This window comes from Streptomyces tateyamensis (assembly GCF_003205575.1).
Lineage (GTDB): Bacteria > Actinomycetota > Actinomycetes > Streptomycetales > Streptomycetaceae > Kitasatospora > Kitasatospora tateyamensis.
This window is the reverse complement of record NZ_PYBW01000095.1, coordinates 88,389-113,119: the sequence shown is the minus strand read 5'-3', so window position 1 is coordinate 113,119 and position 24,731 is coordinate 88,389. Positions and strand designations below refer to the sequence as shown.

The 24,731-nt window shown below is 74.1% G+C and carries 8 protein-coding genes and 1 pseudogene; 6 read left to right on the top strand and 3 right to left on the bottom strand.

Annotated elements, in window-relative coordinates:
• Both C7C46_RS35985 and C7C46_RS24300 read left to right on the top strand, forming a co-directional pair.
• A pseudogene (locus C7C46_RS35985) lies at nucleotides 1-181 on the top strand (hypothetical protein); the annotation flags it as partial.
• A 24-nt stretch (nucleotides 182-205) separates the two neighbouring features.
• Entirely contained in the window at nucleotides 206-1,042 is an 837-nt protein-coding gene (locus tag C7C46_RS24300; RefSeq protein WP_110672034.1) for an ATP-grasp domain-containing protein, read from the top strand.
• 117 nt (nucleotides 1,043-1,159) lie between these two features.
• Here the strand turns inward: C7C46_RS24300 and C7C46_RS24295 are convergent, their stop codons facing one another.
• The 3 genes from C7C46_RS24295 to C7C46_RS24285 are packed head-to-tail and all read right to left on the bottom strand — an operon-like array spanning nucleotide 1,160 to nucleotide 3,653.
• Nucleotides 1,160-1,489: an STAS domain-containing protein gene (locus C7C46_RS24295; protein ID WP_110672033.1), complete on the bottom strand. Its 330-nt coding sequence runs from the start codon at nucleotides 1,487-1,489 to the stop codon at nucleotides 1,160-1,162.
• Complete coding sequence (locus C7C46_RS24290) at nucleotides 1,486-2,850, bottom strand: PP2C family protein-serine/threonine phosphatase (RefSeq protein WP_110672032.1); 1,365 nt, start codon at nucleotides 2,848-2,850, stop codon at nucleotides 1,486-1,488. Before C7C46_RS24290 ends, C7C46_RS24295 begins: the two co-directional genes overlap by 4 nt.
• Nucleotides 2,850-3,653: an alpha/beta fold hydrolase gene (locus C7C46_RS24285; RefSeq protein ID WP_110672031.1), complete on the bottom strand. Its 804-nt coding sequence runs from the start codon at nucleotides 3,651-3,653 to the stop codon at nucleotides 2,850-2,852. The genes C7C46_RS24290 and C7C46_RS24285 overlap by 1 nt, the downstream gene beginning before the upstream one ends.
• Nucleotides 3,654-3,789: 136 nt before the next feature.
• On the opposite strand from C7C46_RS24285, the gene C7C46_RS24280 reads away from it, so the two are divergent.
• The 4 genes from C7C46_RS24280 (at nucleotide 3,790) to C7C46_RS24265 (ending at nucleotide 24,729) form a co-directional block, all read left to right on the top strand.
• Nucleotides 3,790-3,960 (top strand): hydrophobic protein, encoded by a 171-nt coding sequence (locus C7C46_RS24280; protein WP_110672044.1) that lies wholly within the window; start codon nucleotides 3,790-3,792, stop codon nucleotides 3,958-3,960.
• A 781-nt stretch (nucleotides 3,961-4,741) separates the two neighbouring features.
• Nucleotides 4,742-5,950, top strand: coding sequence for a cytochrome P450 (locus tag C7C46_RS24275; RefSeq protein ID WP_110672030.1), 1,209 nt, complete (start codon nucleotides 4,742-4,744; stop codon nucleotides 5,948-5,950).
• 105 nt (nucleotides 5,951-6,055) lie between these two features.
• A complete protein-coding gene (locus C7C46_RS24270) occupies nucleotides 6,056-7,399 on the top strand; it encodes a serine hydrolase domain-containing protein (RefSeq protein WP_110672029.1) in 1,344 nt (447 codons plus the stop codon).
• A gap of 131 nt (nucleotides 7,400-7,530) precedes the next feature.
• Nucleotides 7,531-24,729 carry a non-ribosomal peptide synthetase gene (locus C7C46_RS24265; protein WP_110672028.1) on the top strand — a complete coding sequence of 5,733 codons (17,199 nt, stop codon included), beginning with the start codon at nucleotides 7,531-7,533 and terminating at the stop codon, nucleotides 24,727-24,729.
• The last annotated feature ends 2 nt before the right edge of the window (nucleotides 24,730-24,731 follow it).

Genomic DNA, 24,731 nt, shown 5'->3' with positions numbered 1-24,731 from the left:
ACTCCGCCCGGGCATACGGGTCTCCCTCGCGGAGGCCCGCCGCCTGTTCAACCTCATCGGCCGCCCCATCCGCGAGATCCAGAACGCCTTGCGCTGGTCGACATTCCGCCGCCGTCACCAAGTTGAGGCCAGAAGGCACCACTTCCGCAGGCGCATGCGCCGCCAGATGATGCAGATCTAGCCCTGTAGTACTAGGAGATGCTCCGTGCCCGGCCGCCCCCGCGTCTTGTTCGTGACCGATCTCGCCTACGAGGCCCGGGGGCGGCGCTACTGCGACGAGGACATCTTCCTGTCGTCGCGGCTACGGAACGACTTCGACCTAGCCTTGTGTCATCCGCTGGATGCCGCCGCTCTGATGGACGCCTTCGACGCGGTCGTGGTCCGTAACAGCGGCCCCGTGCTGCACTACCAGAAGGAGTACGACGCCTTCCGGGACCAGGCCGCAGCGCGCGGCACCCGGGTCTACAACCCGCTGTCCGGCCGGGCCGACATGGCCGGCAAGCAGTACCTGCTGGACCTGACCGCAGCCGGATACCCGGTCATCCCCACCATCGACCGGCCCCGGGATCTCGGCCGCCTGCCCGAGGCCGACCAGTACGTGGTCAAGCCGAAGGCAGGGGCGGACTCCATCGGCCTCAGCTTCGTGCCTCAGGAGCAACTGGCCGGCCTCGCCTACGGCGACATCCTGGTTCAGCCCCGCATCGATTTCCGCTACGAGGTGTCCTTCTACTACGTGGACGATGCCTTCCAGTACGCCCTTCACGCCCCTGACCCCGAACGGCGCTGGGTCCTTGCGCCCTACCAGCCCACCGAGGCCGACCTTGACTTCGCCCGCCGCTTCATCGACTGGAACACCCTCGATCACGGCATCCAGCGCGTGGACGCCTGCCGCACCCCGGAGGGTGACCTGCTGCTGGTCGAGCTGGAAGACCTGAACCCCTACCTGTCCCTGGACCACCTCGACGACCCGACCCGGGACACATTCGTCACCAGCATGACGGCCTCCCTCCACCGGTTCCTGAGCGCCCCACCCCGCCGCTGAGCAGCGCGGTGCGGGACCGCCGCACCGCTCTTCTGTGTCCAGGACCCGCGCATCGTGGCGCACCCCGACATGCCGCGTCAGTTCCCGTCTGAGCAGGCGCCCGTACCGAGCGCCTGCTCAGACGGTGCCGCTGCCGGGGTGGATGGTGAAGACCTGGTCCAGCCCGACGATTGCCAGGATGCGCAGGGTGTTGGCGGGGACGTGGGCGAGGACGAGGGCGGCGCCTGCGGCCTGGGTGTGGCGGCGGGCGGCGAGGAGGGCGGTGATGCCGCTGGAGTCGCAGAACTGGAGGTCGGACAGGTCGACGGTCAGGCACTGGCCAGGAGTGAGGACGACCCGTTCGACGTGCTCGCGCAGGGCGGGGGCGTGCTCGTAGTCGAGGTCGCCGCCCACCCGCAGGACGGGGCCGGTGGCAGTGGCGTGGTGAGTGGTAGTCAGTGGGCTCATCGTGGTGTGTTCGTCGCCGTCGTGGTGGTCGGTTGGGTCTCGGGTACGCCGATGGCGAGCAGCGCGGTGTCGTCGTCCAGGCCGTCGCCGAAGCTCTGCAGGAGGCCGGTCAGGGCAGTGACCAGTTCTTGGGGGCCGGCGGGTCTGCGGTCGGTGATGAAGGCGTGCAGGGCGTCGTCGCCGAACAGGCTGGTGCGGGTGGGGCCGGTGCGGGCCTCGGTGAGGCCGTCGGTGTAGAGCAGCAGGGTGTCGCCGGGAGCGAGGGTGGTGTGGGCGGTGGTGAACGGGGCGTCGGGCAGGATACCGACCAGCAGGCCGCCCGGGGTAGGGACGAAGTCGGCTTTTCCGCCGGCGCGTATGAGCAGCGCCGGGGGATGGCCGCCGGAGGCGATCCGGATCCGGCGGTGGTCGGGGGCGGCGTCGGCCCGGGCTTCGATGATGCCGAACACGGCGGTGCAGTACCGGGGGTCCCCGGCAGCTGTGTACTGCTCGTGCAGAACGGTGTTCAGCGTGGCCAGGGCGTGGGCGGGCTCCGGGTCGTGCAGCGCCGCGGCCCGCAGCGTGTAGCGGGTCAGCGAGGTGAGGGCGGCGGCCGCGGGGCCTTTGCCGCACACGTCGCCCAGGAAGAATGCCCACCTGTCCTCGTCGATGGGGAAGAAGTCGTAGAAGTCGCCGCCAAGCCGGTCGGGGGAGGCGGTGTGGTAGTACACCGCGGACTCCAGCCCGGGGGCGGCCGGCAGTGCGGACGGTACGAGGGACCGTTGGAGGGCGGCGATGGCGTCGGTGAGGCGGGCCCGGTCGGCCTCGGCCTGCCGCAGCGCCTGCTCGGCCCGCTCACGCTCCCGCTCGGCCTCGGCGCGTGCCTGCTCGGCCTCGGCGCGTGCGCGCTCGGCTTCCTTGCGCCGGCGCAGGAGTTCACTCTCGTAGGCGCGCCGGTCGGAGGCGTCGAAGACGGTGGTGCGGATCAACAGCGGCTCGCCGCCGCTGCCGTGCTTGACGGTCGAGGAGACCAGTACCGGGAGCCGGTCGCCGGACGCGGCTCTCATCTCCAGGGCGATGCCGCGCAGTTGGCCCTGCATCCGCAGCAGGGGCGCGAAGTGCGTTTCGTGGTACAGCTTGCCGCCGACGGTCAGCAGATCGGCGAAGCGGGTGCGGCCGATCACGGTCTCGCGGTCGAGGCCGAGCCAGTTCAGCAGCGTGGCGTTGATCTTGGCTACCGTGCCGTCCATCAGCGTCGACAGGTAGCCGCACGGCGCCTGCTCGTAGAGCTCCTCGGGGCTGTCCTCCAGCAGGGCACTGAACGCGGCGTCCGTGGCGCGGTCGGTGCCGGGGTCGGGTTCCTCGTCGGTGCGGCGGCACATCACTGTCGCTCCTGGAGGAAGGCGAGAATTGCCTCGCCGGTGGCCTCGGGCGCGCTGAGTTGCGGGCAGTGCCCGGTGGCGTCCAGGGTGACCAGGCGGGAGGTGGCGATCGCGGCGTGCACGTAGGCGCCGACCTCGCGGGGCGCGATCACGTCCTGGGCACACTCCAGCACCAGCGTGGGCACCGTCACTGCCTTCAGGTCCTCGCGGCTGTCCGACAGGAAGGTGGTGCGGGCGAACACTCGGGCGATGTCCGGGTCGGTCGCGCAGAAGCTGTTCGTCAGCTCCTGGCCGAGCTCCGGGCGCTCCGGATTGCCCATGATCACCGGCGCCATCGCGGCGGACCAGCCCAGGTAGTTCAACTCCAGCGAGCCCAGCAGCTCTTCGATGTCCTCCTCGCTGAACCCGCCGCGGTAGCCCTCGTCATCGATGTAGCGCGGCGAGGGCGCCACCATCACCAACGCCCCGATCCGCTCCGGCGCCGCCTGCGCGGCCAGCACGCCCACCATCGCACTGACCGAGTGGCCTACGAACACCACTTGCTCCAGGCCGAGCTCCTCGCAGACCTCCACCACGTCCTGGGCGTAGCCGTCCAGGGAGGAGTAGCGCTCCTCACTGAAGGCTGACAGGTCGGAGCCGCCGGAGCCGACGAAGTCGAACAGCACCACCCGGTGCCGGGCCGCCAGCGCCGGAACGATCAGCCGCCACATGTTCTGGTCGCAGCCGAACCCGTGCGCGAGGACCACCACCGGGCCGCCGATGGGGCCGGTGAGGTTCACGTTGTTCCTGCGACGAATGTCCATGTCAGCCATCCTGTCATGCCGACCGATCGCCACCGCGAGCCGAAGACGCCGGGGCAGTGGCCTTCGCGGTGCGTTCAACCCTTGCAGACATGGGATCGACCGAAGCGGGCATACGGGGGTCAGGAGGTTGATGACCATGGGTGCACTGCTGTTGGTTCTTCTGCTGGCCGTGATCCTGGCCGGCGTCGGGTTCGCGATCCACCTGCTGTGGTGGGTGGCGGTCGTGGTGTTCGTACTCTGGCTGCTGGGCTTCGTGTTCCGCGGCGCCGGAGCGGGCGGCTCACGCGGACGCTGGTACCGGTGGTGAGGTAGGAGACCGGCGTGCAGCAGGCGCCCGATCCGGTGCCCTGTCCCACCGCACGTGCGCCGAAGTGAAGCAGGACGAACAGATCGAGGAAGTTGTCACCGCCCCGGCGCCTGCGCCGGGGCGCAGTGCGGAGAGGCGGGCGGCCTCCCCCGGCACGGCCGCCTCGACGCCGTTCAGTCGCTGACCGGCCGCGGAGCCGACGGCCGCCACAACGGCCTTGCCTCCGTGGTCGGTTCGGCGTGCCTCCGCGCGGTTGCCGCCTGAAACCTTCACCGGCTGGGCTTCCTCCCCAACGGCGAAAGAGCACGCCGCCCAGCGCGGGCGGTGACGACGCAGGGTTCCTTCCCGTTCAACCTCGGGGGGTTGCGGTGGAGTGACACACCGTGAAGACTATGGCGAGTTCGCGGGGGAGCGAATCAGCTCGCTGTGCTGTCCTGTGCAGCCGTTGCATGAAGAGAGCCGGGAGGGGAATGCGATGCCAAGCTGCTCCACCGTGCGAGTCGGGACGCACGAAGGCGGCCGGCTGCTGAGGGCCGCCGGGCTGCGACGGGTATCTCGGTCGCCTCGCCTCGGCTCGACGCCAGAACCCCGGTAGCCAGAACCCCGGTAGGGGGCCACCCCAAGCTTCGCCCGTCCGGGACGTTACCAGCGGCATGCCCGGCGAGAGCCGTGCCCCACCGGGAGTCGCGGTGCGGCCCGATGACGCATGTCTGCTGCGCGCGACCCGGCGCATCCTGTCCAGACCCCGCCATGCTCGTGAGTCCTGACTCAAGGAGAAAAGGTGACTAGTCGTCAGTTAGGCAGCCCGGCATTACTGTTGGAGGAGATATCCAACCGCTGGTCGGCTGATCGCGAGGCCGGTGCGGTTCGGTACGAGGAGAGTCAGGGCCTGTGGCAGGTTCTGGACTACGGGACGGTGGCCGCTGTGCTCGCCGATCCGTTGACCTACTCCTCGGATCTCTCCTCCCTCGCCCCCACTCAGGAGGACTTCGAGACCTTCCGGCAGGGCAACTTCGTCGGCATGGATCCGCCGGACCACCGAAGACTGCGCGCGCTGGTGAGCCAGGCGTTCACCCCGCGGGTCGTGCAGGGGCTGGCGCCCCGGATCGAGGCCCTGTGCGCGCGACTGCTGGACGCCGTCGCGGACCAGGACCGGTTCGACCTGGTCGACGCGTTGGCGTATCCGCTGCCCATCATCGTCATCGCTGAACTGCTCGGCGTACCGGCCGACGAGCACCGGCTCTTCCAGGACTGGGCGAGCATCCTGTTCAGCGGAGACCAGCTCGGCGAAGCACCCGACATGGCGGACCTGTCACGGGCGTTGGAGGCCATCGCCCCCACTGTCCGCGAGATGAACGGGTACATGCTGGAGCACATCCGTGCCCGCCGAGCGCATCCGGGGGACGACCTCACCAGCAGGCTGATCGCCGCCGAGGTGGACGGGGTCCGCCTGGAGGACCAGCAGATGGTCGGGTTCGTCGCCCTGCTGCTGGTCGCCGGGCACGTCACCACGACCGCGCTGCTGGGCAATGCCGTGCTGACCTTCGACCGGTACCCCGGCACGAACGCCGCGCTACGCGCCGACCCCGGACTGCTCCCGTCGGCAATCGAGGAAGTGCTGCGCTGGCTGCCCCCGTTCGCCGAGCTGGGACGCCGCGTCGCCCGGCCCGTGGTACTCGGCGGTCACGAACTTCCGGCCGACTCCATGCTGATCGCCCATCTCGGTGCCGCCAACCGCGACCCGGCCCGCTTCCACGCGCCCGAGGTCTTCGATGTGACCCGCCACCCCAACCCTCACCTGACCTTCGGTCACGGCATCCACTTCTGTTTCGGTGCGCCGCTGGCCCGGTTGGAGGCGATGATCGCTCTGCGTCTGTTGCAAGAACGATTCCGCTCGCTGGTGGTCCCCTCCTACGAAGACGTGGTGTACCAGAACCCGGCCGTGATCCTCGGCGTACGGCAGCTGCCGGTCGAGGTCGCCAGGCCGTAGGTCGGACCCGCTCGCACCGTCGCCCGCTCCCCTGTCGGCCCGCGCTCACCCGCGGCCGGCTGTTCGGACCTGCACGCGAGAGCCACCCCACGGGAGTCCCTTCTCATGCTGTACAACACCGCCGCGGCCCGCGGACGCGTGCCGTCCCCGGCGCGCCAGGAGCTGCGGCACCGCCTCGAGACCCTCGCCCGCCTGCACCGGGTGCCCGGTGCCCAACTCGTTCTGGACACCGGCTCGGAGGTCGTCTCCTTGCACACCGGTACGGCCGACGCCGGCACCGGTGCCCCCTTCACCGAGGAGACCGCCGTCCCGCTGGGCTCTCTCACCAAGCCCTACACGGCCGCGCTGGTGCTGCTGCTCGCCGAGGACGGCGACCTCGACCCGGACGACCCGGTCGCCGAGTACGTCCCCGAACTCCGCGACCTCCCGCAGCTGACGATCCGTCAACTCCTGAGCCACACCGGCGGTCTGCCTACCGGGCCCGACTCCGACGCGGCCGCGCGGACCACCGCGGCGCACTACCTGTCGTCGGTGTGCACGGCTCAGGACGCGCTCTTCGCGCCCGGGACCGACTTCTCCTACTCCAACGCCGGTTATGTCGCCGCCGGGCGGCTGGTGGAGTCGGTGACCGGCATGCCGTGGTGCGAGGCCATGGAGGCCCTGCTCCTCGAACCCCTGGGCACCGTGCCCGCGTTCCTGGGATCGGCCACCGTCCGCCCCGTCGCGGCCGGTCACGCCCTCAACACCGCGACGGGCCAGGTCCGCCCGGTCCGGCAGAACCTCGCTCCGCTGGAGGCGCCGGCCGGCGCCCTGCTGGCGAGTGCCGAGGACCTCGCCGCGTTCGGCGGCGCCCTGGTCGGCCGGACCGCGGCCCTGCCACCCGTGGTCGCCAAGGAGTTGCGCCACGCGGAACTCGCCGCCGACCCGGGGGCGCTCGCCGACGGCTGGGGGCTGGGGCTGGCCCTGTTCCGGCAGGACGAGAAGCTGTGGTGCGGCCACGACGGCAACGCCCAGGGCACCTCCTGTCACCTGCGGGTCGAACCGGACACCGGCACGGTGGTCGCCTTCACGGGCAACGCCGGTGCGGCGACGGCGCTCTGGCGGGAGCTGGCCGACGACCTGGAGCGGATCGCGGGCGTGCGGGTGCCCACCGTGGTCGAGCCCGCCGACGCGGGCGAGCCGGTGGCGCTGCCCGATTGCGCGGGCAGCTACGCCAACGGCGGCACCCGGTACCGCGTCGCGTCCGGGCCCGGTGGCCCGCCGACGCTGTCCGTGGACGGCGACGTGCCGATACCCCTGCGCTGCTACCCCGACCTGTCGTTCGACCTGGTCGACCCGGGGACCGGCCGTCGGGAGTCCGGGGGGCGGTTCCACCGCGACTCGCGCACCGGCGTGATCGACCGCGTGCAGATATCGGGGCGGACCGCCCGCCGCACCGGCCACGCCTGAGCCGGTAGCTCGTCAGCTCGTCACCCTGTCAGTCCTTGGTGCCGGAGTGCGCGTCGGGCGTACCCGGCCGCACTCCGCTGCCCACAACCGCTCGCGCCGCCTCCCTCCCCACCCGGAAGGACCTCATCTCCATGGCCGACCAGCCCGACCGTCTCGTCCCCGCGCCCACCCCGCCGCAGGCCGGTGAAGCCGTCGGGGTGCCCGAGTGCGAGGAGCCCCCGGTGGACGGCTGTGCGACGCTCGGTGGGCTGTTCGCCGCCTGGGTGGCCCGCACGCCCGACGCGCCTGCGCTGACCGACGGCCGGCGCACCTGGAGCTACCGGGAGTTGGCGGCACGGGTCGACCTGCTGGCCGGGCACCTGGTCCGGCGCGGGGCCGGACCGGAGCGGACGGTGGCACTGGTCCTGCCGCGCTCCATGGAGCTGATCGCGGCGGAGTTGGCCGCCGCGAGAGCGGGCGCCGCCTTCCTGCCGGTGGATCCCGGCTATCCCGCCGAGCGGCGGGCCCTGATGCTTGCCGACGCGGCGCCCGCGGTGACCCTGGACGATCCGGGCTTCGTGAGCGCGGTGCTGGACGCGGCGGACGGGGCAGGCAGCGGCCTGCCAAGTCCGGTGGTCGGCGCCGACCACCTCGCGTACGTGATCTACACGTCGGGCTCCACCGGGACGCCGAAGGGCGTGGCGGTCACCCATCGCGGCATCGCCGGGTTCACCGCGGCCGCCATCGAGCGGTACGCGGTGCGGCCCGGTGACCGGGTGCTGCAGTTCTCCTCGCCGAGCTTCGACGCCTCCGTCCTGGAGCTCTTCATCTCGGTGCTGTCCGGGGCCACCCTCGTGGTGCCCCCGGGCGGCCCCTGGCTGGGCGACGAACTCGCCGCCGTCCTGGACGAGCACGGCATCACGCACGCCCTGATCCCGCCGGCCGCGCTGGCGACCCTGCCCGCCCCGGCGGCGGGCGCCGCCCACGGGCTGCGCACCCTGATCGTCGGGGCCGAGGCCTGTCCGCCCGCGCTCGTCGACCGCTGGGCACCCGGCCGACGCATGATCAACTCCTATGGTCCGACCGAGACCACCATCGTCGCCACCTGGACCGGGCCGCTGTCGGCCGGTGCCGGTACGCCGACGATCGGCGGGGCCCTGCCGCACACCCGGGTGTACGTCCTGGACGCGGCGATGCGTCCGCAACCGGCGTCCGGGGAAGGCGAGTTGTACATCGGTGGGGAATCGGTGGCGCGCGGCTACCTGAACCGTGCCGGGCTGACCGCCGCCCGCTTCGTGGCCGACCCGTTCGGAGAGCCGGGCGCCCGGCTCTACCGCACCGGCGACCGCGTGCGCTGGAACGCCGAGGGAGAACTGGAGTTCCTCGGTCGGCTCGACCGGCAGGTCAAGCTCCGCGGCTTCCGGATCGAACCGGGCGAGATCGAGGCGGCCCTGCGGCGGGACACCGCCGTCGGCGAGGCCGTCGTCATGGTCCGCGAGGACGAGCCGGGCCGGGAACGCCTGGTCGGCTACGTCACCCCCGCCGACCCGGAGCGGGCCCCCGACCCGGCGGAGCTGCGCGCGAACCTGGCCGCCGCGCTGCCGGCCCAACTGGTGCCGGCCGTTGTCGTCGTGCTGGCGGCGATGCCGCTCACGCCGCAGAACAAGATCGACCGGCGAGCGCTGCCCGCGCCCGTCCGCCCGGCGGCCGCCGGGCGGACGGCACCTCTCACCGCGCCGGAGCGCACCCTGGCCGCCATCTGGGCGGAGGTGCTGGGTGTCGACACGGTCGGAGCGACGGACGACTTCTTCGAGCTGGGCGGCGACTCGATCCTCGCCGCCCGGACCCTGGCCCGGGTCCGGGACGAGCTGGGCGCCCGGCTCACCCTGCGGGACGTCTTCACCGCACGCTCCGTCGCGGCCCTGGCCCCGCTGCTGGACGGGCGCCGCGACGCGGCGCCGCCCGAGCCGATCCCGCCCGCCCCGCGCGGGGTGCCGCTGCCGCTGTCCAACGCCCAGCGACGGCTCTGGTTCCTCGACGACCTGACAGCCGGCGGGACGGAGTACAACACCGGCGTGGCCCTGCGGCTGCACGGCGCGGCGGACCCCGAGGCGCTGAGCCGGGCCCTGCGTCGCCTGGTCGCCCGGCACGCCTCGCTGCGCACCACGTTCGGCACGGTCGACGGGCAGGGCGTGCAGCGGATCGCGGAGCAGGCCGCTCTGCCGCTGCGCACGGCCGACCTCGGCGAGCTGCCCGCGGTGCGGCGCGCCGAGGCCGCCGAGCAGTTGCTCACCGAGGAGCTGAGCCGCCCCTACGACCTGACGGGCGGCCCGCTGGCCCGGGCGTTGCTGGTGCGCCTGGCCACCGACGAGCACCTGCTGCTGCTGGGGCAGCACCACATCATCACCGACGGGTGGTCGGTGGGCGTCCTGGTCCGCGAGCTGGCCGCGCTCTACCACGCGGAGGTGTCCGGCGAACCGGACGCGCTGCCCGTGCCGGCTCTCCAGTACCCCGACTTCGCCGTCTGGGAGCAGCGGCGACAGGCCTCGAACGCGCAGGCCCCGGCGGATGCCGGGGACCTCGCGTACTGGAAGCGCCGCCTGTCCGGGCTGCAGCACCTGCAACTGCCCACGGACCGGCCGCGGCCCGCGCTGCGCACCACCTCCGGCGCCGCACACCGCCACCACCTGCCGGCGGAACTGGTGGCCCGGCTGCGGCAGCTCGCCACCGGACGCGGAACGACGCTGTTCACCCTGTTCGCCGGGGCCTCCGCGCTGCTGTTCAGCCGCTACTCCGGCCAGCGGGACGTGGCCTTCGGCACCGTCACCAACGGGCGTGAGCGCCGCGAGCTGGAAGAGGTGACGGGCTTCTTCGCGAACACGGTCGTGCTGCGCGGTGACGTGGACGAGACGCTCACCGTCGACCGGTTCGTCGAGAACATGCGCACGACCGTGCTGGACGCCTTCGTCCACGCCGGGGTGCCCTTCGACCGGGTGGTCGAGGAGCTGGCCCCGCCCCGGGACCCCAGCCGCACCCCGCTGGTGCAGGTGCTCGTCGTCCAGCAGACCGCCGTCGTGCCGCCGAGCGCCGGCGGCCTGCGCTTCGAAGAACACCCGCTGCCGCGGCCCGCCGCGCGCTTCGACCTGGTCCTGGAGTTCTCCCCGGACGCCGAGGGCGGCTGCGTCCTGACCGTCGAGTACAACACCGACCTGTTCGACCCCCCGACCGTGGCCCGGATCTCCCGTCACCTGCACCGACTGCTGGAGGGAATGGCGGACGGCCCGCAGCACCGGCTGGCCGAACTGCCGATGCTCTCGGAGCAGGAGCAGCGCACCCTGACCGACTCCTGGAACCCGCCCGCGCGCCGCGGGCAGGCTGTCCCGGCGGTCGCCCTGCCCGAGCTGTTCCAGGCGCAGGTGGCCCGCACCCCCGACCGGACCGCCGTGGTCTGCGGCGCGGAGCGACTGGACTACGCGCAGGTGAACCGGCGCGCCAACCGCCTCGCCCGGCTGCTGGTCTCCCGGGGCGCGGGACCGGAGAAGCTGGTCGGACTCTGCCTGCCCCGCTCCGCCGAGCTGCCCTCGGCGCTCTGGGCGGTGCTGAAGTCGGGCGCTGGGTACCTCCCGCTGGACCCGGGCTATCCGGCCGAGCGCATCCGGCTGATGCTGGACGACGCCGAGCCGGTGCTCGTCGTCGCCACCCGGCAGACGGCCGCCGCGCTGCCGGACGGGTGCGTGCCGCTGATCCTCGACGACCTCGCCGACCTCCCGGGCGGGGACGAAGCCGATCCGACCGATGCCGACCGGCTCGGGCCGCTGGCGCCGGACCACCCGGCCTACGTCATCTACACCTCGGGGTCCACCGGCCGCCCCAAGGGTGTGGTGGTCACCCACCGCACGGTCGCCGCCCTCGCCGGCTGGGCGGGGGAGCAGTTCGGTGCGGGCCGCCTGGACCACGTGATCGCCGCCACCTCGCTCAACTTCGACGTGTCGGTCTTCGAACTGCTCTGCCCCCTGCTGGCGGGCGGGAGCGTCGAGGTGGTCGCCGACCTGCCCGCCCTCGCCGACGCGCCCGGCCGGCGGCAGGTCGGGCTGGTCAGCGGCGTGCCCTCGGTGATCTCCCGGCTCTTCGCCGACGGCGCAGCCCCGGTGGACGCGCGGACCGTCGTGCTGGCCGGTGAGGCCCTCCCGGCCCAGGTGGTGCGCGACCTGCGGGACGCCATGCCCGGCTGCGAGATCGCCAACGTCTACGGCCCCACCGAGGCCACCGTGTACGCCGCCGCCTGGTTCGCGGGCGACGGGCTGCCGGAGCAGGCGCCGCCGATCGGCAGGCCGCTGGCGCTGACCCGCGGCTATGTCCTCGACTACGCGTTGCGCCCGCAACCACCGGGCGTGGTAGGCGAGTTGTACCTCGGTGGCGGTGGCCTGGCGCGCGGCTACCTCGGTCGCCCGGGCCTGACCGCCGCCCGGTTCGTGGCCGACCCGTACGGTGCGCCGGGGGAGCGGATGTACCGCACCGGGGACCTGGTCCGCTGGAGTCCCGAGGGCGAGCTGGAGTACGTCGGCCGGATCGACCAACAGGTCAAGGTCCGCGGCTTCCGGATCGAACTGGGCGAGGTGGAGGAGGTGTTGCGCAGCTGCGCGGGCGTGGCGCAGGCAGCCGCCACCGTCCACGACAGCGACGGCAACCGGCGCCTGGTCGGCTACGTCGTCCCCGTCCCGGGAGGCCGGGCGGAGCCCGAAGCCGTACGCCGGGAACTCGCTCTCACCCTGCCCGACTACCTGGTCCCCTCGGCCGTCCTGGTGCTGCCGGCCCTCCCGCTCAACCCCAACGGCAAGCTCGACCGCAGCCGGCTGCCCGCTCCGGGACCGGCCCTGCCCGCGGTACGCCACGTCGAGCCCCGCACCCCCACCGAGCGGGCCTTCGCCGACATCTGGGCGAACATCCTGCGGGTGGAGCGGGTCGGCGCGGACGACAACTTCTTCCAGCTCGGCGGCGACTCCATCCTCAGCATCCAGGTGGTCGCCCGCGCCCGGCAGGCGGGTCTGCCGGTGACCTCCCGGGACATCTACCGGTACCAGACGGTCGCCGCCCTCGCCCGCTGCGCGGACGCCGCCCGCCGGTCGCAACCGACCGCCCCCGCCGTGGTCGCCGCCACCGGCGAGAGCCCCCTGACGCCCATCCAGCACTGGTGGTTCGACGCGGGCGCCGAACGCGTCGGCCACTTCGCCCAGGCGCTCTCCGTCCGGCTGCCCGAGGACCTGGACCCGGCGGCGCTGGAGGACGCGCTGAACGACCTGGTCGCCCACCACGACGCCCTGCGCTCGTCCTTCCGGGCCGCCGACGGCGCGGACGTGCGCTGGCAGATCGACGAGCACACCCGCCGGGTCGCGCTGGGCCGCCACAGCGGCCCGGACACCGACACCCCGCACTTCGGCCCCTTCGACCTGCGCCACGGGCCGCAACTGCGCGCCGTGCTGCACGAGCGCGGGGCGGGACGCCCGCCCGTCCTGCACCTGGCCGTGCACCACCTGGTGGTGGACGGCGTCTCCTGGCGGGTGCTGCTGGAGGACCTCGACCGGGCCTACCGCGCCCGCCGCGACGGCGGCGACGGAGCGCAGGCGCTGCCCGCCAAGTCCTCGCCGCTGCGGCAGTGGGCCCAGCGGCTGCACGCGCACGCCGCCGACGGCGGCTTCGACGACGAGCGGGGCTACTGGACGCAGGCCGTCCCCGACCGCGCGGACCCGCTCCCGGCCGACCTGGCGGGCGCCGACACCTACGCCTCGGCCCGCTCGGTGACCGTGCGCCTGAGCGCCGCCGACACCGCCGTCCTGCTGCGCACCCTGCCCGAGACCTACCGCACCCAGGTCAACGACGTGCTGCTGAGCGCGCTCGGCCGGGCGCTGTGCGGGTGGACCGGGCAGGACCGGGTGGTGGTGGACGTCGAGGGGCACGGGCGCGAGGAACTCTTCACCGACCTCGACATCAGCCGGACCGTCGGCTGGTTCACCACCCGGCACCCCGTCGCCCTCGCCGTGCCGGCGCAGGCGGAGTGGGACGCGGTCCTCAAGCAGGTCAAGGAGCAGCTGCGGGCCGTTCCCCGGCACGGCCTGGGCCACGACGTGCTGCGCCGGCTGGGCCGGATCGGGACGGCGGCACAGGGCCCGGTGGCGCAGGTCAGCTTCAACTACCTGGGGCGGATCGCGTTCCCGGACGCCCCGGACGGCCTGTACCGGGGCACCTTCCGCCCGCTGGAGCTGGACGCCGACCCCCTGGTCGAGCGCCCGCACGCGCTGGAGGTCGTCGGACATCTCGACGGTGACGCGCTGGAGTTCAGCTGGTCCTACTCCGACCAGCGGTACCTGCCCGCCACCGTCGAGGCGCTGGCCGGACGGTTCGCCGACACGCTGGCCGACCTCGCCCGGCACGCGGCCCGGCCGGGCGCGGGCGGGCGCACGCCGTCCGACTTCCCGCTCGCCCGGCTCGACCAGGCCGCCGTGGACCGCGTCGTGGGAGCCGAGCCGGGCGCCGTGGAGGACGTCCTGCCGCTGACGCCGACCCAGACCGGCATGCTCTTCCACGCCCTCTCCCAGGACGGCAGCGCCGCCTACTTCCAGCAGCTGACCTTCGTCCTGGAGGGCGTACCCGACCCGGACCGGCTGGCCGCGGCCTGGCAGCGGGTGACCGGGCAGCACGCGGTGCTGCGCGGCCGTGTCCGGTGGCACGACGTGCCCGAGCCGCTGCTGGTGGTCGAACGCCACGCCCCCGTACCGGTCACCGAGCTGGACTGGCGCGGACTGACCGAGGACGATCGCCGCGAGGGGCTGGCCGACCTGCTGGACCGTGACCGCGCGACCGGCATCGACCTTGCCGAGGCACCGCTCCAACGCCTGGTGCTCGCCAGGGTGTCCGAGACCGGTGTGCGCGTTGTCTGGTCCTTCCACCACCTGATCCTGGACGGCTGGAGCCTGTTCCAGGTGCTGTCGGACGTCTTCGCCTGCCACGCGGCGCTCTGCGCGTCCGGGCCGGAGGTCCCGAACGGCCCGGAGGTTCGGGATGTCCTGGACGTCCCGGACGGGACGGCGCAGCGCCCTCCCTACCGCGACTACCTGGCCTGGCTGAGCGAGCGCGACTGGCACCAGGCCGAGCAGCACTGGCGGGCGCGCCTCAGCGGCCTGACCGAGGCAACGCCGCTGCCCTGGGACCGCGAGCCGCACGAGAGCCACCACGCGGAGTCCAGCCAGGCCGTGCGGGTGAGCCTGCCCGCGTCCGCCACCCGGGCCCTGGAGGACTTCGCGAAGGCCGCCGGCCTCACCCTGAACACCCTGGTCCAGGGCGCCTGGGCGCTGCTGCTGGGCCGTCAGGCGGGCCGTGGCGAGGTGGTGTTCGGCACCACCGTGTCCGGCCGGCCGGCCGAACTGCCCGGCGCCGAGGCGATGACCGGTCTCTTCATCGCGACCCTGCCCACCCGCGCCGCGGTGCCGGCCGACGGCACCCTCGTCGACTGGCTGCGCCGGCTCCAGTGGGAGCAGAACGAGGACCGGCGCTTCGACTACGTTCCGCTGACCCGGATGCGGACGTTCACCGGCCTTCCCGAGCGGACCGCCCTGTTCGACAGCATCGTCGTCTTCGAGAACTACCCGGTGGACGACGAACTCGCCGCCGCCCACGGCCTGCGCCTGAGCGGCCTGGAGGGTGTCGAGACCACCAACTACCCCTTGAGCCTGGTGGCCTACCCGGGCCCCGAGCTGGCGCTGCGGCTCTGTTACGACCCGGAGCTGTTCGACGCCGCCACGGCTCGGCGGACGGCCGAGTACCTCACCGTCCTGCTGGCGGGCATGCCCGAGGGCGCCCAGCGCCCGCCGGCCCGGCTGCCGCTGCTGAGCGCGGAGCGCCGCGCCCAGGTGCTCCAGGCCTGGAACGACACCGCCACCGACCTGCCCGGGCGCAGCGTCGCCGAGCTGTTCGCCGAGCAGGTGCGCCGCACGCCCGACGCCGTCGCGCTGGAGGCCGGCGAGGAGCGCCTCAGCTACCGGGAGCTCGACGCCCGCGCCGCCGCCCTGGCGGGCCGGCTGGCCGCGCTCGGCGTCCGGGCCGAACGCCCGGTCGCCGTGCTGATGAACCGTTCGGCGGGGCTGATCGTCGCCCAACTGGCCCTGGTCCGCACCGGCGGGGTGTACGTGCCGCTGGACGGGCGGGCGCCGCGCGAGCGGCTGCGCCGGATGCTGGAGGAGGCCGGCGCCGAGCTGGTGCTCACAGACTCCGACTGGGAGCCGACGGCCCGTGACCTGTGCCCCGGCGACGGCGTCCTGCGCCTGGACGAGCCGGCGCACGACGCGGCCGCCGAGGGCCGGCCCGAGCAGGAGGGCCCGGCGGTCCACCCCGACAACATCCAGTACCTGATGTTCACCTCCGGCTCGACGGGCACGCCCAAGGGCGTCGCCGTGCGCCAGCGCGACGTAGCCGCGCTCGCGCTGGACCGTGCCTTCACCGGCCACGACCGGGTGCTCGTGCACTCCCCGCACGCGTTCGACGCCTCCACCTACGAGGTGTGGGTGCCGTTGCTGCGCGGCGGCACGGCCGTGCTGGCCCCGCCGACGGGTCTGGACGCGGCCGTGGTCCGGCGCGCCGTCACCGAGCAGGGCGTGCGCCACCTCTGGCTGACCGCCGGCCTCTTCCGCCTCCTCGCCCAGGAGGACCCGGGCTGTCTGCGCGGCGCCCGGGAGGTGTGGACCGGCGGCGAGGCCGTGCCGGGCGCGGTGGTCCGCCGGGTCCTGCAGGCGTGCCCCGACCTCACCGTGGTCGACGGCTACGGTCCGACCGAGACGACCACCTTCGCCACCCGCCGGGTCTTCCGCACCGGCGACCCGCTGCCCGCCGTACTGCCCATCGGACGCCCGCTGGACAACACCCGCGTCTACCTGCTCGACGACGCGCTCCAGCTGCAACCGCCAGGCGTAACAGGGGAGTTGTACATCGCCGGCGCCGGAGTCGCCCGGGGCTACGCCGGCCGGCCCGGTGAGACCGCCGCCCGCTACCTGGCCGACCCGTTCGGGCCGCCCGGGGAGCGGATGTACCGCACCGGCGACACCGCGCGCTGGAGCGACGACGGCGAACTGCACTTCGTGGGCCGGGCGGACGACCAGATCAAGATCCGCGGGTTCCGCGTCGAACCCGCCGAGATCGAGGCCCGGCTGACCGCCCACCCGGACGTCGCCGAGGCGGTCGTCTCGCTCTACCAGGACGGCGGCCGCAGGCGGTTGGCTGCCCACCTGGTGCCGGCCGAGGGCGCCGTCGCGCCGTCCGCCACCGCCCTGCGCAGCCACCTGGCAGCCGACCTGCCCGACTACATGCTGCCCGCCGCGTTCGTCACGGTGCCCGAGCTGCCCCTGACGGCCAACGGCAAGGTCGACCGGCGCCGGCTGCCCGCCCCCGACTGGGCGGCGTCCGGCGACAGCGCCTACCGGGCTCCGGTCACCGCGACCGAGCAGGTGCTCGCCGCGATCTGGGCGGAGCTGCTCGGGGTGGACCGGGTCGGCGTCGACGACAACTTCTTCATGCTGGGCGGCGACTCGATCCTGAGCATCCAGGTCGTCTCGCGGGCCCGGGCCGCAGGGCTCGCGCTCACCCCGCGCGACCTGTTCCGGCGTCCCACCATCGCCGCACTGGCCGTCATCACCGGCACGGCAGGGTCCGTCACCGGCACCGAGCCGGTGAGCGGCGAGGTCGCCCTCGCGCCGATCCAGCACTGGTTCCTCGACCCCCGCCCGCCGCAGGCCGGCTTCTTCAACCAGTGCGTGGTGGTGGAGACCCCCGGCGAGGTCGATCCGGACGTGCTGCGCCGCGCGCTGACGGCCCTGTGGGCACACCACGACGCGCTGCGGTCGCGGTTCACCGCCGAGCCGGACGGCGGTGTCCGCCAGCTTTGCGCCCCGGCGGACGCCCCCGCGCCCGGACTGCTCGAAGTCTGCGACCTGGCCGGCCTGGACCCGGGCGCGGCCGAGCGGGCCGAGGCGCTGGCCACCGCGGCGGCGCACGCCGGGTTCCGGCTGGAGACCGGCCCGCTGCTGACCGCCCGGCTGTTCACCACCGGCGGCACCGGGCCTGCCCGGCTGCTGCTGGCCGTGCACCACCTGGTGGTCGACGGCGTCTCCTGGCGGGTGCTGCTGGAGGACCTGGAGACCGCCTACCGTCAGGCCGCGGCCGGCCGGCCGCTGCGCCTGCCCGCCCGGACCACCTCGTTCCAGGAGTGGACGCGCCGGTTGCGCGAGCACACGGCGAGCGGCGGGTTCGCCGGCCAGCGCGCTCACTGGACGGCGGTCGCCCGGCACAGCGCGGCGCCGCTGCCGGTGGACGGCGAGGGCGGCAACACCGCTGCCGACGTGCGTGCGGTGACGGTCCGGCTGGACCGGGAGCGCACCGACGAGCTGCTGCGCAAGGTCCCCGGGGTGTACCGGACCCGGATCGACGACGTCCTGCTCACCGCGCTCGGCCGGGTCGTCGCGCGGTGGACCGGGCGGGACACCGTCGCCGTCGGGCTGGAGGGACACGGCCGCGAGGACCAGTTCTTCGAGGAGATCGACCTGTCCCGCACGGTCGGCTGGTTCACCACGCTCTTCCCCGTCGCCCTCCGGATCCCGGAGGGGGACTGGGGCACCGCGCTCAAGTCCGTGAAGGAGCAGCTGCGCGCGGTGCCCGACCGGGGTCTGGGCCACGGCGCGCTGCGCTACCTCGCCCAGGACGCCCAGCTCGTCGGTGCGGCGGCTCCCGGCATCAGTTTCAACTACCTGGGCCGGTTCGACTGGTCGGACGAGGGCGCCGCCCTGGTCCGCGCGGTCCCCGGCGGGCTCGACGGCGCGCAGGCGCCCGGCGCGGCGCGCCCGCACCTGATCGACGTGGTGGCCCGCGTCCAGGACGACCAGCTGGAGATCAGCTGGTACTACAGCGCCGGCCGCCACCACGAGCAGACCGTTGCCGCGCTGGCGGACGGCATGCTGGGCGCGCTGGAAGGCATCGTCGCCCACTGCGCCGCCCCGGATGCCGGCGGGCGCACCCCTGCGGACTTCCCGCTGGCCCGCCTGGACCAGGCGGCCGTCGACCGGATCGTCGGGGACGGGCGCGCCGTGGCGGACGTCTACCCGCTGACGCCGATGCAGGCGGGAATGCTCTTCCACAGCCTGCTCGAACCGGACGGGCGCACCTACCTCAACCAGGTGCAGCTGGTGCTGTCCGGGGTCACCGACCCGCACGCCCTGGCCGAGGCATGGCAGCGGACCGCGGACGCCAACCCGATCCTGCGCACCCGGCTGACCTGGGAGGAGAGCGCCGAGCCGCTCCAGGTCGTCCAGCAGCGGGCCGCGGTGCCGGTGGCCCACCACGACTGGGCGCACTGGCCGGTTGACCGGATCGAGCGCGAGACGGCCCGTCTGCTCGCCGAGGACCGGCAGGCCGGCCTCGACCTGCGCACGGCGCCGCTGATGCGGCTCGCCCTGATCCGGCTGTCACCGACCCGGGTGCGGATGGTGTGGACCTTCCACCACGTCCTGCTGGACGGGTGGAGCGCGGCCCAGGTCTTCGACGAGGTGTGTGAGCGGTACGCCGCCCTCACCACCGGGCGCCCGCCGGTGCCCCCCGAGCGGGCTCCCTTCGGCGACTACCTGGGCTGGCTGGCCGGGCAGGACCTGGCCCGGGCCGAGCGGCACTGGCGCGAGGCCCTCGCCGGATTCCCGGCCGCCACCTCGCTGCCCCAGGACCGGCGGCCCGCCGAAGCCCACCGCGCCTCCTCCAGCGCCTCGGTGCGGGTGGCGCTCGACAGCGACCTGTCCCAGCGACTGCGCGAGACGGCGCAACAGGCGGGGCTGACCGTCAACACCGTGCTGCAGGGCGCCTGGGCGCTGCTGCTCTCGCGCTGCGGTGGCGGCGACGACGTGGTGTTCGGCACCATCGTCTCCGGTCGGCCCGCCGAACTCCCGGGCGTGACCTCGATGGTGGGGCTGTTCATCAACACGCTGCCCACCCGGGTGCGGATCGAGGGCCAGCGCCCGCTGCGGGAGTGGCTGCGTGCGCTGCAAGCCGCCCAGTCGGAGGACCGGCGCCACGGGTACGTCTCGCTGGCGCAGTTGCAGACCTGGAGCGAGGTGCCCGGCGGCACCAGCCTGTTCGACAGCATCGTGGTCTTCGAGAACTACCCGTTCGACGAGGACGCGGTGAGCCGCTACGGCCTGGCCGTCGAGGCCGAACGCGACGTGGAGCCCACCAACTACCCGCTCTGCGTGGTGGTGGTGCCCGGCGAGACGCTGTCGGTCAGCCTCGACTACGACCCGGCCGCCTTCGACGCGCCGACCGTCGAGGCGCTCGGGGCGAGCCTGGCGACGCTGCTGGCGGCGATCGCGGCCGACCTCGAACGCTCGTTGGCCGAGGTGCCGTTGCCGGAACCGCCGCGCGGACGTGCGGCCCTGGAACGGCTCGCGGCGGCGCCGGCCCCGGCGCCGGAGGGCACCGTGGCTGAGCCGCTGCGGGCCACCCCGGCCGCGGTCGGCGACCGGTGCTCGCGTACCGACACCGAGCGGCTGCTCGCCGCGATCTGGTCCGAGGTCCTCGGCGTGCCCGAAGTGAGCCCGGACGACAACTACTTCGCGCTCGGCGGCGACTCGATCCTGGGGATCCAGATCGTCTCGGCCGCCCGCCGGGCCGGGCTCGCGCTGACCCCCCGGCACCTGTTCTCCCACCAGACGCTGGCCGAACTCGCCCTGGCCGCCGAGGAGGCGCCGGTCGCCGCGGTGGTCGCCGAGCAGGGCGCGGTGGTGGGCGAGGTTCCGCTCACCCCCGTCCAGCACTGGCTGTTCGACACTCTGGGCGGTGACGCCCGCTTCACCCAGGGGGTCTCCTACCAGCTCGTGGCGGACGCCGACGAGACCCTGCTGCGCGCGGCCCTGACCGCCGTGGTGGCCCACCACGACGCGCTGAGCCTTCGGTTCGAGCCGACCGGCCCCGGCCGGTGGCGCCAGTACGGCGCCGCCCCCGGGAGCGCGCCGGTCGGCCTGCGCGTGCACCACCTGCCCGGCGGTGAGCCGGCGGTGCTCGCGGCGGCGCTGCGCGAGGCCGCCGCCGACCTGGCGGACGGCTTCGACCTGGGCAGCGGGCCGCTGCTGCGCGCGGCGCTGTGCCGCTTCGACGGTGCGGCGCATCCGGTCCTGCTGCTGGTCGCGCACCACCTGGTGGTGGACGCGGTCTCCTGGCGGCTGATCCTGGAGGACCTGGAGAGCGCCTATCGCGCCCTGGGCGCGGGCCGGGCGCCCGAACTGGCGGCCAAGAGCACCTCGTTCCGGGCCTGGGCCCGCCGCCTCGCCGCGCACACCGCGGCCGGCGGCTTCGACGACGAACTCGCCCACTGGCAGGACCTCGACGAAGCGGACAGCGCGATCGCGCTGCCGACCGACCTCGACGGCGCCAACACGGCCGCGGTCGAGGAGGCGCTGACCGTCGGCCTGGACGCCGAGGAGACCCGCCGGCTGCTCCAGGACGTGCCGGAGGTCTACCGGACCCGGGTCAACGACGTCCTGCTCTGCGCCCTGGGCCGCGTGCTGTCCCGCTGGACCGGGCGGGACCGGGTGGCGGTCACCCTGGAGGGCCACGGCCGGGAGGAGCTGTTCGACGACGTCGACCTCGCCCGGACCGTCGGCTGGTTCACCACGATGTACCCCGTCGCCCTGGAGGTGCCCCGGGACGCGGACACCGGCGGCGCGCTGAAGGCGGTCAAGGAGAGCCTGCGCGCGGTGCCGCGCGGCGGACTCGGCTACGGCGCGCTGCGCCACCTGCGGCCCGCCGGCGCCTCGCCGCTGCCGGAGCTGCCGCAGATCGGCTTCAACTACCTGGGGCGCCAGGACCGGAACCACACACCCGGCGGCCTGCTGCACGCACCGTTCGGCCCGCTCCTCGGCGGCATGGACCCCTCGGCCGAGCGGCCGCACCTGCTCGACGTCCTCGGCCAGGTGAGCGAGGGGCGGTTGGGATTCACCTGGTCGTACTCCCGTGAGGTGCACCGGCGGGAGACCATCGCCCGGCTGGCGGGCGAACTGACCGACGAACTGCGGGCGATCATCCGCCACTGCGCCGAGCCCGAGGCCGGGGGCCGCACGCCGTCCGACTTCCCGTTCGCGCCGCTGGACCAGCCGACCGTCGACCGGCTGGCGGGCACCGGGCGGGAGGTGGTGGACATCTACCCGCTCACGCCGACCCAGACCGGCATGGTCCTGCACGGCCTGGACGAGGCCGGAAACGGCCTCTATGTCGAGCAGTTGACGTTCGTGCTGGACGGCGCCCGCGACCTGCGACTGCTGGCCGCCGCCTGGCAGCACGTGGTCGACCGCACACCGGTGCTGCGCTCCTCCGTGGTGCTGCACGACGTGCCCGTGCCTCTTCAGGTGGTGCACCGGCAGGCGACCCTGCCGGTCGCCGAGCACGACTGGAGCGCCCTGCCGGCCGAGCGGCTCGAGGCGGAGCTGGAACTGTTCCTCACCGAGCGGCGGAGCCGCCCGCTGGGCCTGGACCGGGCCCCGCTGCTGCGGCTCGACCTGGTCCGGCTCGGCCCGGACGCGGTGCGCGTGGTGTGGACCTTCCACCACGTCCTGCTGGACGGGTGGAGCGTCTTCCAGGTCCTGTCGGACGTGCTGGCCGCCCACGCGGCGCTGGCCCGCGGCGAGCAGCCGAGCCTGCCCGAGCGCCGACCCTTCGCGGACTACGCGGCCTGGCTGGCCAGCCGTGACACCAGCCGGGCGGCGGACCACTGGCGGGGCGCCCTGGCGGACCTCGCCACGCCCACCGCGCTGCCCTACGACCGCAGGCCCGGCCAGGACGCCACGGCCTGCTCCGGGGCCTGGCTCTCGCAGCTTCTCGGCGAGGCCGAGACCCACCGGCTCCAGGAGTTCGCCCGTCGCCACCGCCTCACCCTGAACACCCTGGTCCAGGGGGCCTGGGCGCTGCTGCTCTCGCGCTGGAGCGGCCAGTCGCAGGTGTGCTTCGGCACCACCGTCTCCGGGCGGCCGGCCGACCTGGTCGGCGCGGACACCGTCATCGGCCTCTTCATCACCACGCTGCCCGCCTGCGTCACCGTCGACGGCGGCGCGAGCTGCGACGGGTGGCTGCGCGCGGTGCAGGAGGCCCGCGCCGAGGACCGCCGGTTCGACCACCTGCCGCTGACCGAGATCCAGGCCCTGAGCGCACTGCCGCCCGGGACACCGATGTTCGACAGCCTGATCGTCTTCGAGAACTACCCGGTGGCCGATGCGACGGCCGGCGCGCACGGCCTGCTGATCCGTGATCTGGAGGCCCGGGAGGCCACCAACTACCCGCTCACCGTGGTGGTGTCACCCGGCGACCGGCTCAGCGTCGAACTCGGCTACGACCCGCGGTACTTCGATCCCGCCACGGCCGGCTCGCTGGCCGCCCAGCTGCTGCACACGCTGTCCGCGCTGGCCGCCTCGGACGGCACCGGCCGACTGGACGACATCGACGTGCTGCCGGCCGGGGAGCGGACCCGGCTGCTGCACGGGCCGGCGCGACCGGCGCTCGACCCGGCCCCCTGGGCCACGCTGCCCGCCCTGGTGGAGGCCGCCGTGGACCGCCGGCCGGACGCACCGGCGCTGGGCGCCCCCGGCCTGGAGCTGTCCTTCGCCGAGGTCGAGGCGCACGCCAACCGGCTGGCGCACCGGCTCATCGCGCGCGGCGCCGGTCCCGGCGAGCTGGTGGCGCTGCTGCTGCCGCGCTCGGCGGACATGGTGCTGGCCCAGCTGGCGGTGGCGAAGACCGGCGCCGCGTTCCTGCCGGTCGACCCCAGCTATCCGGACGAACGGGTCGAGCTGATGCTGCGCGACGCGGCTCCCGCGCTCACCCTCGACGCCAAGGAGGTGGCCGGCCTGCTGGCCGCGCCGGCCGACGGCACCCCCGACCGCCGGCCCACCGACTCCGACCGCAGCCGACCGCTGGACCTGGACGACCCGGCCTACGTGATCTACACCTCCGGCTCCACCGGCACCCCCAAGGGTGTGGTCCTCACCCACCGCGGGCTCGCGGCGTTCGCCGCGGCCGAGGCCGAGCACTACCAGGTGGCCCCCGGCGACCGGGTGCTGGCCTTCGCCACCCCCAGCTTCGACGCCTCCGTGCTCGAACTGTGCATGTCCCTTCCGCACGGGGCCCGGCTGGTGGTCCCCGCTCCCGGTCCGCTGCTCGGCGCCGCACTGGCCCAGGTGCTGCGGGAGGAGGGGATCACCCACACCCTGCTGCCCCCGGCCGCCCTGGCCACCCTGCCTGCCGGCACCCCCGGCACGCTGCCGGCCCTCAAGACGCTGGTGGTCGGCGCCGACGCGTGCAGCGCCGAACTGGTGGCCCGGTGGGCCCCGAAGCACCGCATGGTCAACTCCTACGGGCCCACCGAGGCCACCGTCGTCGCCACCTGGTCCGCGCCGCTGGAGCCGGACGGCGCCGCGCCGCCGATCGGCCGCCCGCTGCCCGCCACCGGGGCCTACGTCCTGGACGCGCGGCTGCGGCCGGTGGCCGACGGCGTACCGGGTGAACTGTGGCTGAGCGGACCGGCCCTGGCCCGCGGCTACCTGGGCCGGCCGGGGCTGACCGCGGCGCGGTTCACCGCCGACCCGTTCGGTCCGCCCGGCACCCGGATGTACCGCACCGGCGACCGGGTGCGCCGCGACCGCCGTGGCGAGCTGCACTACCTGGGCCGTACCGACCACCAGCTCAAGCTGCGCGGATACCGGATCGAGGCGGGCGAGGTCGAGGCGGTCCTGGTGCGCCACCCATCCGTACTGGACGCCGTGGTGAGCGTGCGGGAGGACGAGCCGGGGCAGCCGCGCCTGGTCGCCCACCTGCTCGCGGCCCCCGGCAGCGAGACGCCGTCCGGCGCGGAGCTGCGCGCGCTGGCTGCCCGCTCCCTGCCGGGCCACATGGTCCCCTCGGCGTTCGCGGTCCTGGACGCCTTCCCGCTCACCGAGAGCGGCAAGACCGACCGGGCGGCCCTGCCCGTGCCCGCCCCCGTCGAGCGGGAGCAGGCCGACCAGGTGGCGCCCCGCACGCCGACCGAGGAGGCGGTGGCGGCCATCTGGGAGGAGACCCTCCGGACGGCCGTGGGCGTGGAGGACGACTACTTCCTGCTGGGCGGCGACTCGATGCGCGCGCTGCTGATCGCCTCCCGCGCCAACGACGCCTTCGGCGTCACGCTCACCCCCCGCGACGTCCTGGTCTCCCGCACCGTGGCCGCCCTGGCGGAGCTGGTGGAGGAGCAGGTGCTGAGCGAGCTCGAAGACGCCGTGTACGGCGGCCCCGACGATGACGAACGGTGAGG

Excerpts from the sequence above, each read along its gene's own strand:
- C7C46_RS24280 (WP_110672044.1), top strand. The coding sequence starts at position 3,790 with ATGGGTGCACTGCTGTTGGTTCTTCTGCTGGCCGTGATCCTGGCCGGC.
- C7C46_RS24265 (WP_110672028.1), top strand. The coding sequence starts at position 7,531 with ATGGCCGACCAGCCCGACCGTCTCGTCCCCGCGCCCACCCCGCCGCAG.
- C7C46_RS24295 (WP_110672033.1), bottom strand. The coding sequence starts at position 1,489 with ATGAGCCCACTGACTACCACTCACCACGCCACTGCCACCGGCCCCGTC.
- C7C46_RS24270 (WP_110672029.1), top strand. The coding sequence starts at position 6,056 with ATGCTGTACAACACCGCCGCGGCCCGCGGACGCGTGCCGTCCCCGGCG.
- C7C46_RS24285 (WP_110672031.1), bottom strand. The coding sequence starts at position 3,653 with ATGGACATTCGTCGCAGGAACAACGTGAACCTCACCGGCCCCATCGGC.
- C7C46_RS24290 (WP_110672032.1), bottom strand. The coding sequence starts at position 2,850 with ATGTGCCGCCGCACCGACGAGGAACCCGACCCCGGCACCGACCGCGCC.